This is a genomic window from Kitasatospora sp. NPDC058218 (genome assembly GCF_042882445.1).
Classification (GTDB): domain Bacteria; phylum Actinomycetota; class Actinomycetes; order Streptomycetales; family Streptomycetaceae; genus Kitasatospora.
The window spans coordinates 46,870-63,853 of sequence record NZ_JBHVWC010000022.1; the positions used below are offsets into that span (position 1 = coordinate 46,870).

General features: G+C 74.1%; 16 protein-coding genes. 9 read left to right on the top strand and 7 right to left on the bottom strand.

Annotation, left to right across the window (positions count from 1 at the left end; all coding sequences use genetic code 11):
* Positions 1-37: 37 nt before the first annotated feature.
* Positions 38-1,258, bottom strand: a complete 1,221-nt coding sequence (locus ACFVYI_RS16075) for a glycosyltransferase (RefSeq protein ID WP_387885591.1) — start codon at positions 1,256-1,258, stop codon at positions 38-40.
* A gap of 318 nt (positions 1,259-1,576) precedes the next feature.
* Between ACFVYI_RS16075 and ACFVYI_RS16080 the strand changes: the two genes are divergently transcribed.
* Both ACFVYI_RS16080 and ACFVYI_RS16085 read left to right on the top strand, forming a co-directional pair.
* On the top strand, positions 1,577-1,984 hold the full coding sequence (locus ACFVYI_RS16080; RefSeq protein ID WP_387885594.1) for a hypothetical protein: 408 nt from the start codon (positions 1,577-1,579) through the stop codon (positions 1,982-1,984).
* Positions 1,981-4,362, top strand: coding sequence for a tetratricopeptide repeat protein (locus ACFVYI_RS16085; RefSeq protein WP_387885595.1), 2,382 nt, complete (start codon positions 1,981-1,983; stop codon positions 4,360-4,362). The genes ACFVYI_RS16080 and ACFVYI_RS16085 overlap by 4 nt, the downstream gene beginning before the upstream one ends.
* A gap of 182 nt (positions 4,363-4,544) precedes the next feature.
* Here the strand turns inward: ACFVYI_RS16085 and ACFVYI_RS16090 are convergent, their stop codons facing one another.
* Together ACFVYI_RS16090 and ACFVYI_RS16095 are read right to left on the bottom strand one after the other, a co-directional pair.
* A complete protein-coding gene (locus tag ACFVYI_RS16090; protein WP_387885597.1) occupies positions 4,545-5,462 on the bottom strand; it encodes a cation diffusion facilitator family transporter in 918 nt (305 codons plus the stop codon).
* Position 5,463: 1 nt separating this feature from the next.
* Positions 5,464-5,745: an ArsR/SmtB family transcription factor gene (locus ACFVYI_RS16095; protein ID WP_387885757.1), complete on the bottom strand. Its 282-nt coding sequence runs from the start codon at positions 5,743-5,745 to the stop codon at positions 5,464-5,466.
* A gap of 276 nt (positions 5,746-6,021) precedes the next feature.
* On the opposite strand from ACFVYI_RS16095, the gene ACFVYI_RS16100 reads away from it, so the two are divergent.
* On the top strand, positions 6,022-6,441 hold the full coding sequence (locus ACFVYI_RS16100; RefSeq protein ID WP_387885599.1) for a TOBE domain-containing protein: 420 nt from the start codon (positions 6,022-6,024) through the stop codon (positions 6,439-6,441).
* Between the two features lie 58 nt (positions 6,442-6,499).
* On the opposite strand, the gene ACFVYI_RS16105 is transcribed toward ACFVYI_RS16100, so the two are convergent.
* Positions 6,500-6,949, bottom strand: a complete 450-nt coding sequence (locus ACFVYI_RS16105) for a molybdopterin-dependent oxidoreductase (RefSeq protein ID WP_387885601.1) — start codon at positions 6,947-6,949, stop codon at positions 6,500-6,502.
* Positions 6,950-7,333: 384 nt separating this feature from the next.
* On the opposite strand from ACFVYI_RS16105, the gene ACFVYI_RS16110 reads away from it, so the two are divergent.
* From ACFVYI_RS16110 to ACFVYI_RS16120, 3 genes are all read left to right on the top strand, one after another.
* Entirely contained in the window at positions 7,334-8,857 is a 1,524-nt protein-coding gene (locus tag ACFVYI_RS16110; RefSeq protein WP_387885603.1) for a PucR family transcriptional regulator, read from the top strand.
* A 177-nt stretch (positions 8,858-9,034) separates the two neighbouring features.
* Entirely contained in the window at positions 9,035-9,412 is a 378-nt protein-coding gene (locus ACFVYI_RS16115) for a YciI family protein (protein WP_387885606.1), read from the top strand.
* 124 nt (positions 9,413-9,536) lie between these two features.
* The gene (locus tag ACFVYI_RS16120; RefSeq protein WP_387885608.1) at positions 9,537-10,811 is read left to right on the top strand and encodes an RNA polymerase sigma factor; all 1,275 of its coding nucleotides are present in this window, start codon (positions 9,537-9,539) and stop codon (positions 10,809-10,811) included.
* On the opposite strand, the gene ACFVYI_RS16125 is transcribed toward ACFVYI_RS16120, so the two are convergent.
* Positions 10,777-11,244: a MarR family transcriptional regulator gene (locus ACFVYI_RS16125; RefSeq protein ID WP_360629923.1), complete on the bottom strand. Its 468-nt coding sequence runs from the start codon at positions 11,242-11,244 to the stop codon at positions 10,777-10,779. The two genes, ACFVYI_RS16120 and ACFVYI_RS16125, sit on opposite strands and share 35 nt — an antisense overlap.
* 168 nt (positions 11,245-11,412) lie before the next feature.
* Between ACFVYI_RS16125 and ACFVYI_RS16130 the strand changes: the two genes are divergently transcribed.
* Positions 11,413-12,195, top strand: a complete 783-nt coding sequence (locus tag ACFVYI_RS16130) for a dioxygenase (protein ID WP_387885611.1) — start codon at positions 11,413-11,415, stop codon at positions 12,193-12,195.
* A 96-nt stretch (positions 12,196-12,291) separates the two neighbouring features.
* Here the strand turns inward: ACFVYI_RS16130 and ACFVYI_RS16135 are convergent, their stop codons facing one another.
* Positions 12,292-14,601: an FtsX-like permease family protein gene (locus ACFVYI_RS16135; protein ID WP_387885613.1), complete on the bottom strand. Its 2,310-nt coding sequence runs from the start codon at positions 14,599-14,601 to the stop codon at positions 12,292-12,294.
* Positions 14,598-15,308: an ABC transporter ATP-binding protein gene (locus tag ACFVYI_RS16140; RefSeq protein ID WP_387885615.1), complete on the bottom strand. Its 711-nt coding sequence runs from the start codon at positions 15,306-15,308 to the stop codon at positions 14,598-14,600. The genes ACFVYI_RS16135 and ACFVYI_RS16140 overlap by 4 nt, the downstream gene beginning before the upstream one ends.
* A 139-nt stretch (positions 15,309-15,447) precedes the next feature.
* On the opposite strand from ACFVYI_RS16140, the gene ACFVYI_RS16145 reads away from it, so the two are divergent.
* Complete coding sequence (locus tag ACFVYI_RS16145; protein ID WP_387885617.1) at positions 15,448-16,284, top strand: sensor histidine kinase; 837 nt, start codon at positions 15,448-15,450, stop codon at positions 16,282-16,284.
* Complete coding sequence (locus tag ACFVYI_RS16150) at positions 16,281-16,973, top strand: response regulator (RefSeq protein WP_387885619.1); 693 nt, start codon at positions 16,281-16,283, stop codon at positions 16,971-16,973. Before ACFVYI_RS16145 ends, ACFVYI_RS16150 begins: the two co-directional genes overlap by 4 nt.
* Positions 16,974-16,984: the final 11 nt, after the last annotated feature.

The following is a 16,984-nucleotide window of genomic DNA, read 5'->3' on the forward strand; positions in this document are numbered from 1 at the left end:
ACGCCCCGCCGGGCCCGCGGTCGGCCGCCGGCTGTCCTTACCGTCCGGTGCCGTCGAGCAGCAGCTTCGCGGCCACCGCCGCCCCGTCGGCGCGGAACGCACCGGCCACGGCGGTGGCCCGCTCGCGGGTCTCGGGCAGCAGCGCCACCTTGAGCGCGGCCGACAGGGACTCGGCGGTCGGCGTCGGACCGTCGTGTGCCGCGCCGATGCCGAGGCCCGCCACCCGGCCCGCGAAGTACGGCTGGTCCGCCCCTTGCGGCACCACCACCTGGGGCGCACCGGCCCAGGTGGCCGTCGTCGTCGTGCCCGCGCCGCCGTGGTGCACGACGGCGGCCGCCCTGCGGAACAGCGCCTGGTGGTTGACCTCGCCGACGACGAAGCAGTCGTCCCGGTCGTCGACCCGCGCCAGCTCGGCCCAGCCGCGGGAGAGGACCGCGCGGCGGCCCTGGGCGCGGATCGCCTCGACGACCACCTGGGCGAGACCTTCCGGGTCGCGCATCGGAATGCTGCCGAAGCCCACGTACACCGGCGGCGCACCGGCGTCCAGGAACTCCACCAGGTCGGCGGGGAGGGGGCGTTCGTCCGGCAGGACCCACGCCCCCGTCTGCACCACGTCCAGGCCCGCCGGCCGCTCCCACGGCGCCAGGGTCGGATCCGCGGCCAGCCACGGCAGGTCGGTGAAGACGTGGTCGCGGACGTTGTCCACCGGCGGCAGGCCGATCGACGCCCGGTGGCCGTTGACCGCCTCGCCGAACACCTCCTGCGCGTCCAGGGCGTCCTGGTCCCACAGCACCTGGTTGTCGGTCACGTCCTCGCGGAGCGGCCGGCCCGGACGCGGGATCGGCGGGTGGTGCGGCGACGGCAGGCTGACCGGCTGGTAGCTCGCGTACACGTACCGGATGCCCAGCTTCTCGGCCACCGCCTTCACACCGGCCACGGCCGGCACCAGGCCGGTCGCCACCAACACGTCGCACCCCTCGGCCACGGCGCTGACGTTGTCGTAGAACGCGGCGACCATCTCGGCCGCGCGCCGCGGCAGGCCCCCCGGCGACGGCGGCGTCTTCCCGGTCACCAGGTCGCGCACCGACTGCCCGGTCGGCACCATCTCGACGTCGACCACGGCGAGCCGCTTCGCGAACTCCTCGTCCGGCGGCGCGCACACCCGCACCTCGGCGCCGAGTTCCCGCAGCCGCACCGCGAGCCCCACCAGCGGCTCGACGCCCCCGCGAGAATCGTAGGCAGACAACACCACGCGCATTCGGTACTCCCCGTTTCCTGACGATCTTGGCTTCGAGCGGAGATTCTGCAGCATGACCGGGGCCTTGCCGCAAGGACCCCGGTGCGCTATAAGTTGAGAGTGGAAAGGAGTGGGTTCTCCTTCTTTCCCCCTGCCGTCCGCAGTTGACGGACCATCTCCTCACCAGTCGCACGGCGACCGCTTTGCCGCACCCCTGGCGAGCTGGGCAACAGAACTGCACCAAGGCCGCCCGCCTGCACCGGAGTTGACGGTGACAGTCGATAGAGTCTGCGCATCGCTGCCGCCACGTCGGCGGCAGCCGGGCGAGGGGGTGGGCGGATGTCGTCGGCCGCAACACGATGGACGATCGCGGTGCTCGGGTCGGTGGTCACCTTCGGGGTGCTGCTGGGGGTCGGACGGCTCGCCGACTTCGGGTGGCTGCCGGACGGGGATGCCGGGTGGGGAGTACTGAGCGCGCTGGCGGCGGTCGGCGCGGCCGGAGTGCTGGCCGCACTGGGGTGGTGGGCGAGCCAGACCACGCCGGCCCCGGCTCCGCCGCGCACCGTGGACCAGCGGGCGAAGGCCACCGACCGGGCGCAGGTCGAACAGGTCGCGGGCGACCGCTTCGCGCCGGGCGCCGGCGGCCCGTCGGGCACCGCCGGCACCCCGCCCACGAGTGTCCGGCAGAACGCCGCCGCGAGCGGGGACGCCCGGATCGTGCAGGCGGGCGGTGACCAGCACCAGTGAGCAAGCAGGATCCCGCCGACAGCGGCGGCGGAGTCGAGCAGCAGGCCACCGCCTCCGGCACGAGCCAGGTGCACCAGGCCGGGCGTGACCAGTACTTCGGCGACGTCCATCACCATCACCATGCCGCCCAGCCGGCGACCGTGGTGAACAACTCGATCAGCGGCGGCGTCGTCAACGGCCATGTGATCATGGGTCACACCATCAGCGGCGTGCCCCCGACCGAGACCGTTCCCGCCCGACCTGCCCAGGTCGTGTTCGGCGTGATCCCCCCACTGGCGAGCGCCTTCCAGCCGCGTACCGCCATCCGCTCCGCCGTCGACCGGGCCCGGGGCTCCGGTGAGACCGTCGTCCTGACCCAACGCACCGCCGGGTTGACGCAGTTGCTCGCAGGTGGAGGCGGGGTCGGCAAGAGCCAGCTGGCCGCCTTCTACGCGCACCGCGCGGTGGCCGACGGCACGGACCTGGTTCTCTGGGCCGACGCCACCGAGCCCGCGACCGTGACCGCCCTCTACGCCCGGGCCGCCACCACCATGGGCGCCCCGGGCGTGAGCAGCGGCCCGGCGGCGACAGAGCAGAACGCCGCCTGCTTCCTCACCTGGCTCGCCACGACCGACCGCAGCTGGCTGGTCGTGTTGGACAACGTCACCGACTTCACCAACGCCGGTCTGTGGCCGGCCGCCTCCCGGCACGGCGGGAGCCGCGTCCTGGCCACCACCCGGCTCCGCACCGCCGCCGCCGGTGCGGGCGGACGCGCCCTCGTCGATGTCGACCGCTACACCTCCGACGAGTCCGCCGCCTACCTGCGCGAACGCCTCCCCTCTGCCCTCCTGGATGACCGCGCCACCGAACTCGCCGACGCACTCGGCCACCTGCCGCTGGCCCTCGGGCACGCCGCCGCCTACGTGCTCAACAGGCGCTGCACCACGGGCGCCTACCTGGACCTGTTCAACCAGCGCAACCGCAGCCTCGACACCCTGCTCCCCCGGGACGCGGACACCGAGCACTACGGCCGCCCTGTCGCCGCCGCCCTGCTCCTCGCCCTCGACGCCGCCCAGCAGACGGAGCCGGTCGGCCTCGCCGCCCCCGCGATGCGCCTCGCCGCCCTCCTCGACCCAGCCGGGCACCCGCGAGAGTTCTGGACAACGGACGCCGTCACCCGGTACCTCGGGGAGCAGCGGGCCGGCGCCGCCCCCGGCGGGTGGTGGTCACGGCTGCGGGGACGCCGGACCGCAGCCCCGGCCGTCAGCCCGGAGGACGCCCTAGCTGCCCTGGCCGTCCTGCACAACTACAACCTCCTCACCGACGGTGGCCCCGGCAGCGGACCACGCGCGGTCACCATCCACGCCCTCACGGCCCGGGCCGCGTACGACACCACGCCCAACGAGCGGCAGCCGCATGCACCTGCCGCCGACGCGCTCATCGCGCTGTGGGCGAAGCACGACCACACCGACCGCGACCTGGCCAGCGCTTTGCGAGCCAGCTCCGACACGCTCGCTCTGCTCGCGGGCGACCTGTTGTGGAAGTCCAACGGCCACCCACTCCTGGCCCGCACCGGCGACAGTCTCCTGGACGCCGGTCTGTACACCGCCGCTGTCGACTACTGGGAGCACGCGCTCTCCCAGGCCGAACGCATTCTCGGCCCCGACCATCCCAACACCCTCGCCTCCCGCGCCAACCTCGCTACCTCCTACTCCCGGGCCGGACACACCCACGACGCCATCAGCATCACGGAACAGGTAGCCGCCGACACCGAACGCACTCTGGGGCCCAACCACCCCAACACCCTCACCGCACGCGCCAACCTCGCCATCTCCTACTCCCGGGTCGGCCGCACCCACGACGCCGCCACCGTCACGGAACAGGTCCTCGCCGACCGCAAACGTGTCCTCGGCACCGACCACCCCAACACCCTCAGCTCACGCGCCAACCTCGCCGTGTGCTACGCGCGGGTCGGACGTACCCACGACGCCATCACCATGGGGGAAGAGGTCCTCGCCGACCGCAAACGTGTCCTCGGCCCCGACCACCCCAACACCCTCACCTCACGCGCCAACCTCGCCGTGGCCTACGCGCGGGTCGGACGTACCCACGACGCCATCACCATGGACGAACAGGTCCTCGCCGACCGCAAACACGTCCTCGGCCCCGACCACCCCGACACCCTCACCTCACGCGCCAACCTCGCAGCCTCATATTGGCAAGCCGGACGCGTCGACGACGCCATCAACCTGCTCAAACCAACCGTCGCCGACCTGGAACGCGTCCTCGGCGCCGAACACCCCGCCACACTCACCGTGCGCTCGGCTCTCGCCGACATCCTGCGCGGCGAGAGTCCTGAAGGCCGCACCCCCGACACACCCCCGCCCGCCCCGGCGTGATCACGCCGGGGCGGGCGGCCCCCGGCGGCACCGCCGGGGGGGGCCGCCCCCCCCCCCGCCCCGCGGCCGGGCCGCGGCACCCGGGGCGGGGCGGGGGGGTTCGCTCTTGTCGCCCACCCCCCCCACCCCCCCCCCCCCGCCCGGGGGTTCCCCGGGGGGGGCGGGCGGCCCCCTGCGGCACCTCAGGCGTGCGCCGCCTCCCCGCACGCCCGGCGGCCGGCCGGCTCCACCTGGAGCGTCGCGTGGGCGATGCCGAAGTGGTCGGCGACGCGGCGGCGCAGGCGGGTGAGGAGGTCGGCGGCCGGGGCGTCGTCCGCGACCACGTGGGCGCTGAGGACGGGCATGCCCGAGGTGATCGTCCAGGCGTGCAGGTCGTGGACCTCGCGGACGCCGTCCTCGGCCAGCAGGTGGGTGCGGAGTTCGGCGAGGTCGACGTCCTCGGGGGCGGCCTCCAGCAGGACGCGCAGCGCGTCGCGGCCCAGCAGGTAGGCGCGCGGCAGGATCATCAGGCCGATGAGCAGCGAGGCGATCGGGTCGGCGTACTGCCAGCCGGTGAGCTGGATGGCGACGGCGGCCGCGATGGCGGCGACCGAGCCGAGGGCGTCGCCGAGCACTTCCAGGTAGGCACCGCGCAGGTTGAGGCTGTGGTCCTTGCCGCCGCGCAGCAGGACGACGCCGACCAGGTTGGCGGCGAGGCCGATGAGCGCGACGGTCAGCATCAGACCGCCCCGGACTTCGACGGGCTCGCCGAACCGGCGGACGGCGCCGTAGGCGACCCAGGCGAAGACGCCGATCAGCAGGACGGCGTTGGCGAGGGCGGCCAGGATCTCCAGCCGGTAGTGGCCGAAGGTGCGGCGCAGGGTGGGCGAGCGCTGGGCGATCTGGACGGCGAGCAGCGCGAGCGTGACACCGGAGAGGTCGGTCAACATGTGCCCGGAGTCGGCGAGCAGGGCGAGGCTGCCGGAGAGCAGGCCGCCGATCACCTGGAGGACCAGCACGGCGGCGGTGACGGCGATGGTGAGCAGCATCCGGCGGCGGTAGGCGCCGCTGACGGTGGCCGGTGCGGTGGCGGAGGGGGCAGGGCCGTGGTTCGCGCCCATGTCAGTGCTCCTCCCGGGCGGGGTCGGCGGGCAGGACGGCGGCGAGCAGGTCCCGCAGGGCGTGGGCGAGGCGGTCGTCGGCCAGGTGGTAGCGGGTGCGGCGGCCTTCGGGGACGGTCCGCACCAGGCCGCAGTCGCGCAGGCAGGCGAGGTGGTTGGAGACGTTGGCCCTGGTCAGGCCCAGCTCCTCGGCGAGGTCGGCCGGGTAGTGCGGGGCGGCGAGCAGGGCGAGCAGGATGCGGCGGCGGCTGGTGTCGGCGAGGGCCTTGCCGACCCGTTCCATGGCCGCCTCCTGCGCCTCGGCGGGCAGGTGCGGGTTGCGGGGGTTCGCGGCGGTCGGTTCCATGCGCGGTTCCATGTCTCCAACAGTACAGTCGCTACTGAATTCAGCAAGGGCTGAACTGTTGGACACGGCAGATGCGAGCCTGCGGGGCCACCCGCCCTGGCAGTTGCGACGGGCCGTCAGACCATTCCTGACCTGCGGTTTTCCTGCCACTAGGGTGGGTGGCGGCGCGATCGGAAACCCTCATTTCCCTGATCGAAAGTACGAGGCACCCTCATGAGCCTGAGCATCCGCAACCAGCTGTCCGGCACCGTCACCGCCGTCACGACGGGCGAGGTCATGGCCACCGTGAAGGTCCGGCTCACCTCCGGGCAGGAGCTCACCGCGGCGGTCACCGTGGACGCCGTCAAGGACCTCGGCCTCGGCGCGGGCAGCGCGGTCCGGGCACTGGTGAAGTCGACCGAGGTGTCGCTGGCCACCGGACCGGTCGCCGGGCTGAGCATCCGCAACCAGATCCCGGGCACGGTGGCCGAGGTGGCCACCGGTAGCGCGATGGCCGGGGTGAAGGTCGACGTCGCGGACGGCTCGCTGACCGCCGCGATCACCGCCGACGCGGCCGCGGACCTGGGCCTGGCCGCCGGCTCGACGGTCGTCGCGCTGATCAAGTCGACCGAGGTCTCGCTCGCCACCGCCTGAGGCCACGCGCGAGCCGACGGCCCCAGCCCACCCACGGGCCCCGGCCCAGCCCGCCCGCTCAACCCGTCGGCTCGTCCAGCGGGCCGAGCCAGACGGCCGTGACACCGCTGACGTAGCGGGCACCGCAGTGGTCGTCCGGGACGACCAGCTGCGGGCCCGTCTCGTCCAGCGGGGCGCCGTCCATGCTGGCGGCGAGCAGCATCCGCCGGCCGCCGAACTCGGGGTCGATCTCGGCCCAGGAGACGACGGCCCGGTGGCCGTCGGAGCCGCTGACCGAGAGCAGGAAGCGCAGCCGCTGCTTGCGGCCGGTGAAGTCGATCCGGGGGCCGGCGGCGCGCAGGACGTCCCAGAGGGCGGGGCCCTCGTAGCCGTGCTGCTGCTCGCCCTCGGAGAGGCAGTCGAAGCTGACCCGGACGCGGTGGGCGGGCAGGGCCCGCAACTGCTCGACGGTCAGCTCGGCGGGCCGGTCGAGGTGGCCGTGCAGCCGGACCTTCGCGGACGCTCCCATGGCTCACGCTCCTCCCGGGCCGCGCCGGTGCACTCCGGTGCGCCCCGGGAGGGGGCGTACCCGAGCGGGCATCACGGCACTCGCAGTTGCGGCCGTGAAAGCAAGAATTCAGCCGCATCTGCCATGGACGGGGGCCTTCGTGCTGTGCGGGGCGCGCCGGAGGAGACACTGCGGCGCGCCCCGCACCGATTGAAGCAGCGCGGCAATGGGGCGGACGACTGGATCCGACCACCATCCGCAGGGGTCCGCGCTGGAGGATCCACCAAGAGGGATTACCGGCCTCCAGGCTTGCATTTACGATGCCCATGCGCGGTCCAACCTTGCAGGTGCGAGCCGCCTCACGGGTGCGAGTCGCCGCCCCGCGCACTGCACAAGGAGCGAGAGATGATCGTCGGAGACCTGCTGGACCTGGACGACCTGGCCATCCGCCTGGCCTGGGGCACCCCTGAGCTGCTCGCCCGCCAGGTCACCGGGATCAGCTCCACCGACCTCCAGGACCCGGCCCGCTACCTCCAGCCCGGCGAACTGGTCCTGACCGGCCTGGTCTGGTGGCAGCCCGCCGACGGCTCGGGCGCGCTGCGCTTCGCCACCGCGCTGCGCAGCGCGGGCGTCGCCGCACTGCTGGCCGGCGAGGGCACCCACGGCAGCGTCCCGGAGCGCCTGGTGGACGCCTGCCGCACACACGGCATCCCGCTGCTGGCCGTCCCCGCCGGGGTCAGCTTCCGCGCCGTCACCGACCGGGTCTACCTGCGGCTCTGGGGGGACCTCCGGGCCGGCGCGCAGGACGCGGCCGCGATACCGGACACCGTCCGGCGCGAACTCGCCGAGCTGATGCACGCGGGCACCGCGCCCGGGGAGGTGCTGGCGCACGCGGTGGGCCGGCTCGGCGTGCCGGACTGCTCCCTCGTCACGGCGGGCGGGCGGCAGGTCGCCAGTACCTCCCTGCCGGTGCCACCGGCCACCGGGCGGGGCGACGGCGGGCTGCCGGTCGGCCCGCAGGACGACTCGCCGTTCGACGGCTGGCGGCTGCGCCCGCACGTCCACGAGGCGTCGGCCGAACCGCTGCTCCAGGGGCTGGCCGAGCTGCTCGCCCCGCTCGCGGCCCGGGCCCACGCCGAGGCGGCCGCCCGGCGGCGGGCGGCCGGGCACCTGCTCGCCGCCCTGGCCGGGGGCGGGCCCGCCGACCTCGCGGAACCGCTCGCCGCCTGTGGCCTGGCGGGCTCCGGTACGGGTCCCCAGCCGCTGGTCACGGTGACCGCGCGGATCGACCACGGCCCCGCGGGCGGGGCGCGGACCGACGACACCCCGCCCGGGTGGGCGGCGCACGCCCTCGCCGAGGCGCTGCACCCGCTGGCCGTCCCGTACGCCGCCGGGGCGGATCCGGCCGGACGGGCGGCCGCCCTGGTCGCCGCGCCCGCCGAGGCGGTCGCCGAACGGCTGCGCCGGGCCCGGCCCGCGCTCCAGACCCGGCTCACCGGGCGGCGGACGCTGCGGATCGGGATCGGCCCCGCCGCACCGCCGACCTCCGACGCACTGCGGGCGGCGCTGGTCCAGGCCCGCTACCTGCTGGACGGCTCGGCGGCGCCGGTCGCCAGCACCGCGGAGCTGGACTCGCTGGCCGGCCTGCTGCGCGGCATCCCTCCGGAGGTCACCGCCGCGTTCCACGCCCGGCTGCTGGCGCCGCTCGCCGCCCACGACCGGGAGAACGGCGTCTCGCTGCTGAGCACCCTCGCGGTCTTCCTGGACCACGACGGCTCCTGGGCCCGCACCGCCGAGTCGCTGCACATCCACGTGAACACCGTCCACTACCGGATCCGCCGCATCGAGGAGCTGACCGGCCGCAACCTCGCCCGCCTCCAGGACCGCCTCGACCTGCGCACCGCGCTGCTCTGCACCCCGGCCCGCTGAACGGGGGCGCCGGAACGGGGGTACGCCGAAGGGCCCGGGCCGGGGGCGGCGCGCTGCGGTGGCCGCTCCCGGAATCTCCCGAAAGAATTCCGGGGCGGCTGTCGAAACGGCCGTTCCCCGTTCGACGCACGGGTGAGAGGCGGGGAACGGCCCCGACCTCCTGATCGAGGAGTCACCATGCCGCGCTTTATGTCGCTGATCCGTATCGACGAGCAGGACGCCCCGGACATGCAGTCGGCGGGCCCGGAGTTCGAGCAGCGGATGGGGGCACTGTTCGAGGAGATCACCAAAGCCGGGGTGATGCTGGACACCGCCGGACTGCTGCCGACCGCCGAGGGCACCCGGATCACCTGGGAGGGCGGGAAGCTGAGCTTCACCGACGGGCCGTTCACCGAGACCAAGGAGGTCGTCGGCGGCTACGCCATCATGCAGTGCAAGGACAAGGCCGAGGCGGTCGAGTGGACCAAGCGGTTCCTGGAGATCCACCCGGAGAGCTGGAAGGTCGGCGCCGAGCTGCGTCAGATCGACGGGAACACCACCCCGCCGGAGGCTTGATCCCCGGAGCCCGGGAACCCTGGTCGCCGGAGCCCGGCAGCTCCGGTCACCGGGGCTCCGCCCGCGGCACCGGCCCGGCCGTCGCGGCCGCGTTTGCCCCGATCCCGTACGGCTGCTCTGATGGGTGGCCGTGACGGAGAGCAGCGCGACCGCGGCGGTCGAGGCCGTGTTCAGGATCGAGTCCGCGCGGATCATCGCCGGTGTCACCCGCATCGTGCGGGACGTGGGCATCGCCGAGGAACTCGCGCAGGACGCGCTGGTCGCCGCGCTGGAGCAGTGGCCCGAGCAGGGCGTCCCGGACCGGCCGGGCGCCTGGCTGATGACGACCGCCAAGCACCGCGCGATCGACCTGGTCCGCCGCAAGGAGACGTACGCGCGCAAGCTCGCGGAGGTCGGGCGGACCCTGGAGGACGTGCCGCCGCCGGAGCCGGCCGGGCCGGACGACATCGACGACGACCTGCTGCGGCTGATCTTCACCGCCTGCCACCCCGTGCTGTCGGCGCAGGCCCGGATCGCACTCACCCTGCGGCTGGTGGGCGGGCTCACCACCCAGGAGATCGCCCGGGCGTTCCTCGCCGCCGAGCCGGCCGTGGCGCAGCGGATCGTCCGGGCCAAGCGGACGCTCGCCACCGCGCGGGTGCCGTTCGAGGTCCCGTACGGCGAGGACCGGTCGGCCCGGCTCTCCTCCGTCCTGGAGGTCATCTACCTGATCTTCAACGAGGGCTACGCGGCCACGGCCGGCGACGACCTGCTCCGGCCGGCGCTCTGCGAGGACGCGTTGCGGCTGGCCCGGGTGCTCGCCGGGCTGGCCCCGCAGGAGCCGGAAGTCCACGGCCTGGCCGCCCTGCTGGAGTTCCAGGCGTCCCGGACGGCGGCCCGCACCGGGCCCGACGGGGAGCCGGTGCTGCTGGCCGACCAGAACCGCGCCCGCTGGGACCGGCTGCTGATCCGGCGCGGCTTCGCGGCGCTGCGGCGGGCCGGGACCGGGCCGTACGCGCTCCAGGCCGCGATCGCCGCCTGCCACGCGCAGGCGGCGCGCTACCAGGACACCGACTGGGCGATGATCGCCACGCTGTACGGGCGCCTGGCGGCGCTGACGCCGTCCCCGGTGGTGGAGCTGAACCGGGCGGTCGCCGTCTCGATGGCCCAGGGGCCGGCGGCCGCACTGGAGCTGGTGGACGCGCTGGCGGCGGAGCCGGCCCTGCGGGCGTACCACCTGCTGCCGAGCGTGCGCGGCGACCTGCTGGCGCGGCTCGGGCGGGCCGAGGAGGCCCGGGCGGAGTTCGAGCGGGCGGCGGAGCTGGCCCGCAACGCGCGGGAGCGCGAGCTGCTGCTGGAGCGGGCGGCGGCGGCCGGTGCGCCGGTCAGGCCCCGTCGTCGAGGCGCAGCCGGGCACTGACCTCGCCGAGGCCCTCGGCCAGGACGGCGAGCTGCTCGCGGCTGAGCACGTCGATCAGCAGCTCGCGCACCAGGGCGACATGGCCGGGCGCGGCCTGGCGCAGCATGTCGCGGCCCTGGTCGGTGAGTTCGGCGAAGACGCCGCGGACGTCGCTCGGACAGGAGCGGCGGCCGACCAGGCCCATCCGCTCCAGCTGGGTGACCTGGTAGGTCAGTCCGCTCTTGGAGGTGACCAGCTTCTCGGCCAGTTCGGTCATCCGCAGCGAGCCGGCCGGGGCGGCGGAGAGGTGCACCAGGATCTCGTACTGGGTGTGCGAGAGGCCGGAGTCCTCCTTGAGCTGGCGTTCCAGCCGGCGGTTGAGGAGGTTGCTCGCGGTGACGAAGCCCCGCCAGGCGGCCATCTCGTCGTGGTCCAGCCAGCGCGGTTCGTTCATGGAGGCCATGGGAGAAGCCTACTCCTGTTGTTCAAATTCGAACCAAGGTGTACGGTCGATGTATCGAGGTTCAAAATTGAACTACTTTGAAAGCGCGTCGGACCGGCTGGACGCGTTGAACGGGACCGACCGGACGCGTCGAACGAATCGGAAGCGAGAGAAGCCGTCATGAGCACCGCCACCCCCGAGCGCATGCCCGCCCTCTACCTCTCGCACGGTGCGCCGCCGCTCGCCGACGACGCGCTCTGGCCCGGTCAGCTGGCCGCCTGGTCCGCCGACCTGCCCCGGCCCAAGGCGATCCTGATGGTCTCCGCCCACTGGGAGGAGGCCCCGCTGGCCCTCGGCGCCGTCACCACCGTGCCGCTGGTCTACGACTTCTGGGGCTTCCCCGAGCACTACTACCGGGTGCGGTACGCCGCCCCCGGCGCCCCCGAACTCGCCGAGCGCGTCCGCAAACTGCTGCGCGCCCCCGGCACGCCCGTCCAGGACATCCCCGACCGCGGCCTGGACCACGGCGCCTACGTGCCGCTGGTGGAGATGTTCCCCGAAGCGGACGTCCCCGTCCTCCAGGTCTCCATGCCCACCCTCGACCCGCAGCGACTGCTGGAGATCGGCCGCCGGCTCGCCCCGCTGCGCGACGAGGGCGTGCTGATCGTCGGCAGCGGCTTCTTCACCCACAACCTGCGGGCGCTCAGCTCCGACGGCCGGATCAGCTCGGTGATGGCCGAGTTCGACGACTGGGGCCGCCGCGCCCTGGCGGCCCAGGACCTGGACGCGCTGCTCGACTTCGAGCAGAAGGCCCCGGCCGGGCGGCTCGCCCACCCGCGCACCGAGCACTTCGCCCCGCTGTTCGTCACCCTCGGTGCCGGCGAGGCCGACCTGGGCAGCCAGCGCAGCGTGATCGACGGGTTCTGGATGGGCCTGGCGAAGCGCTCGATCCAGCTCGGCTGACCGGCGCCGCCACCGGCCCGCCCACCCGACCGGCCCGGACGCACGCGTCGCCGCCGCTGTCCCGGGCCGGATCCGAACGCCGTGCCGACGGGCGGGCTACTCGGTGTGCAGCACCGAGGCGATGGTCGTCCGGGCCGCCGACCGGGCCGGGACGAGGGCGCCGAGGACGGCGATCGCCACACCCGCCAGGAGCATCGCGACCAGCTGCGGCGCGTGCCACACGTCCTTCATGTACTCGGGGAAGTCGACCACCCCGACGTTCTCCACCACGAAGCGGTGCGCCACGATCCCGAGCGGGATGCCGAGCAACCCGCCGACCGCGCCCAGCCCGGCGACCGAGGTCACGGTCATCACCACCACCTGCCGGGGGGTCATCCCGATCGACTTGAGCATGCCCAGGTCCCGGCGCCGTTCGCGGGTGTTCAGGAGGACGGTGTTGAAGACACCGAGCGACGCGACGAGGGTCAGCAGCACCGTGAACACCGTCGAGAAGGTGATGACGGTGGTGGTGCCGGCGTTCCCCGCGTCCAGCACCGAGGCGCTCAGGCCCGGGTCGATCGCCCCGACCGCCTCGGCGTAGGCGCGCGCGTCGGCCCCGGGGGCGAGCCGTACCGTGTACTCGGTGGCGCGGGCCTGCGGTGCGAGCCGGTCGAGGGTCTGCCACGAGGCCTCCAGGGCCCGGGCGTTGCCCTCGATGAGCCGGCCCACGATGGTCACCTGGACCTGCCTGCCGTTCAGCTCCAGCGCGACCCGGTCACCGACGTCCAACCCGCGCTGGGTCAGGAACGACGGCCCGGCCACGGCCTCGCCCGCCGCGGCCGGCGCACGGCCCTCGACGATCACGCGGGCGTACGAGGAGTCGTCCCCGCGGTAGAAATCGGCGAAGACGGGCTGGCTCTGCCCGGTCATGCCCGCCTGGGCCAGCGCGCGGGCCCGCACCCCGTCCGCGCCCGGGAGGGAGCGCAGCCGTTCCTCGATCTGCCGGTCGTCGAGCAGGGGGGCCGGCCGGCCGTTGTCCGGTCCCCCGGTCTGCACCTGGATCCTGGCGCCGCCGTCCTCCTTCCCGACGTTGCCGAAGGCCACCATGGTGCTGGTCAGTCCGGTCGACAGGGTCACCGTGGTGACCCCGAGCACGATCGCCGCCAGGGTCAGCAGCGTGCGGGCGGGGCGGGCGAACGGCTGGCCCAGCCCCAGGCTGACCGGGCGCGGCAGCCGGGTGCCGCCGAGCATCCGCTGGACGCGCAGCCCGCGCCCGGTCCTCGGCGCGCCGCCCGCGCTGATCGCCTGCGCGGCGGGCAGCCGGTGGGCCCGCAGGGCGGGGACCAGCGCGGCCAGCAGGACGAGGGCGGGCATGCCCAGGAGGCAGGCCACGGACACCCACGGGCTGACGCCGCCGACCGAGGCCCGGCCCACGTCGATACCGGTGAACACGACCTTCAGGATCGGCCCGGCCAGCGCGTTGCCGGCCACCGTGCCCAGCACGCAGCCCGCCACGGCCGGCACCGAGAGCATCGTCAGGTAGACGGCGACGACCTGGTTCGGGGTGAAGCCCAGGGCCTTGAGCACCCCGATGTGCCGGTACCCGGAGACGACCGCGCCGCTGACCACGTTGCCGACGATCAGGGTGGAGACCAGCAGACCGAGGACGCCGAAGAGCGTCATGAAGGGGAGGTAGGAGTCGACCAGTGCCGAGAAGGCCTGCTTGAGGTCGAGCCAGGTCTGAGCGCCGGTCAGCGCCTGCGCGGGCAGCCCCGCGGTGGCCGCGGCCAGCCCGGCGCTCAGCCGGGCCTGCGTCGAGGACTCCGTGAAGCGGTAGAGCATCTGAGCCGCGGACGGGTGCAGTTCGGCCATCTGCTCGGGGGTGACCCAGGCGCTCGCCGACCTGCTCATGCTGGTGGCGAAGCCGACGACGGTCAGCGTCGGCCCCCCGGGCGTCTCCAGCCTGGTGCCCAGCAGTTTCGTTCCGGGGGAACCCTGGACGGACCAGTTGACGACGATCTCCCCGGGCGCGGTGGCCCAGTGGCCCTCCAGCAGCTCGATCCGGTCCACCGGTCCCGCCGGATCGGCCCGGCCCACCACCGTGAGGGTGCCGCCGGCCATCCAGAGCCAGTCCTCGGGGATGTCGACGACGGCCTGCCCGAAGGGCCCGGCCGCGGCCTCCACCCCGGGTTGCCGGGCGGTCCGCGCCAACTGCTCCGGCGAGACCTGAGTGGTGTCGAAGGTCGCCACCGCATGGGCCCCGCGCTGCTCGGCGAAGGCCTTGTCGAAGGGGCTCGACGCGACACCGATCAGGGCCAGCGCGAGCAGGACGGTCGTGGTCGAGCAGAACACGACGAGCCCGATCACGAAGGTCTGGAGCCGGCGGCGCTTCACGGCCGCGCGCGAGGCCCTCCACACGGCGCTCACGCGCTCGCCTCCAGTACGCTCTCGCGACCGACCCGGCCGTCGGCCACTTCGATCAACCGGCTGGCGCAGCGGGTGGCCAGCTGCGGGTCGTGGGTGACGATCAACAGGGTCTGGCCGATCTGGTTCAGGTCGATCAGCAGGTCCATCACCTGCTCGCCCGACCGGCTGTCGAGGGCGCCGGTCGGCTCGTCGGCGAGCAGCAGTGCGGGCCGGTTCATCAGGGCCCTCGCCACGGCCACCCGCTGCCGCTCGCCGCCGCTCAGGGTCGCCGGATAGTTGTTCCGGCGTTCGGCGACACCGAGTTCGTCGAGGAGCTCCAGGGCGCGGCGGCGGGCCTGCCGGGCCGGGGTGCCGGTGAGCTGCGCGGCCAGCGCCACGTTGTCCAGCACGGGCAGGTCGTCGATGAGGTTGAAGAACTGGAAGATCATGCCGACGTTGCGCCGCCGGAACAGCGCCAGGCCGGTCTCGTTCAGCCTCCCGAGGTCGTGGCCCTGCACCTCGACCGTGCCGGAGGTCGGCCGGTCCAGCCCGGCCACCATGTTGAGCAGGGTGGACTTCCCGCAGCCGGAGGGCCCCATCACGGCCACCGCGTCCCCCGCCCTGATCTCCAGCGACAGGCCGTCCAGGGCCTTCGCGTCGCCGTACTCCTTGTGCACGCCGTCCAACCGCACCACCACGGGCCGGTCGTTTCCATGATCAGTCGTCATGGCTCGAAACCTATGGCGGCTCCGGTGGACGGGGCGTCACCCACCGGATGTATCCGTCCGGGCAGGTCATCCCGGGGATGTACGGGGCTGCATCCCCGGGATGGTGCGGGGCGCCCCGTCCGGCTGCGAAGATGATCACGTGTGGGAATCCTGGACGATCTGGCTGGTCATCGCCCTGGTGGCGGCAGTCGCCGCCGCCGGGTGGCTCGGCGTGGCGGCGGCACGGGCGCGGCGGCTGCACCGGACGGCCATCGAGGAGCGCGGCTGGCTGCTGGAGCGGGAGCGCGAGAGCGCGACGCGGACGGCGGTCGACGCCGAGCGGGCCAGGATCGCCGCCGAACTCCACGACATCGTCAGCCACAACGTGAGCCTCATGGTGGTCCAGGCCGGGGCCGCCCGCGAGGTGCTGGCCACGATGCCCGCGGAGGCCGCTGCGGCGATGAGCGCCGTCGAGACCGCCGGCCGCACCACGATGACCGAGCTGCGGCACCTGCTCGGCCTGCTCGCACCCGCGCAGAACGGCGACGACGAGCCCTACGACGTCGACCTGTCACCGCAGCCGAGCCTGAGCCGGCTCAGCCCGCTGATCGACCGGATCGCCTTCGCCGGCCTGCCCGTCGAGATGCGCGTCTCGGGCGAGCCGCGCCCGCTGCCGACCGGGGTCGACGTCACCGCCTATCGGATCATTCAGGAGGCCCTGACCAATGCCCTCAAACACGGGGACGGAGCGAAAGCCGAGGTGACGGTGCGATACGCGGACAACCACCTGCGGGTCGAGGTGCTGAACAGCGGGCCGAGCGTCCTGTCGGGCGGCCGGCCGGCGACGGAGCCGGCCCGGGGCAAGGCGGACGGAACGGGCCGCGGGCTGCTCGGCCTGCGGGAGCGGGTCGCCGTCTACGGCGGCGATCTGGACGCCCGCCGCCGCCTCGGCGGCGGCTACCGCGTCCGGGCCCGGATCCCCCTGGACCGGCCGTGACGACGCCCACCGACCCCGCGCCCCGGGTCGTGATCGCCGACGACCAGGAGCTGGTCCGCACCGGCTTCCGCCTGATCCTCACCGCGCGCGGCATCGACGTGGTGGGCGAGGCCGGCGACGGGGCCGAGGCCGTGGCCGCCGCGCGCAGGCTGCGGCCCGACGTCGTCCTGATGGACATCCGCATGCCCGTCATGGACGGCCTGGAGGCCGCCCGCCGCATACTCGCGCAGTCCCCGGACTGCCGGGTGATCATGCTGACCACCTTCGACCTCGACCACTACGTCTACGCCGCCCTCGCCGCCGGAGCCAGCGGATTCCTGCTCAAGGACGTCACCCCCGCGCACCTGGCCGCCGCCGTCCACCTGGTCAACACCGGTGACGCCCTGCTCGCGCCCTCGATCACCCGCCGCCTGGTGGAACGCTTCTCCTCCGCCGCCCCGAGCGCCGGCGCGCCCTCCGCGACCCCGGCCGTCCACCGGGACCTGGCCGTCCTGACGCCGCGCGAGCGCGAGGTGCTGACGCTCATGGGCCGGGGCCTCTCCAACGCCGAACTGGCCGGGGAACTGACGCTCAGCGAGGCGACGGTGAAGACCCACGTCGCCCGGATCTTCGCCAAGCTGACCCTGCGCGACCGGGCCCAGGCCGTCGTCCTCGCCTACGAGACGGGGCTGGTCGCGCCCGGCGGATGAGAGGCTGCCGG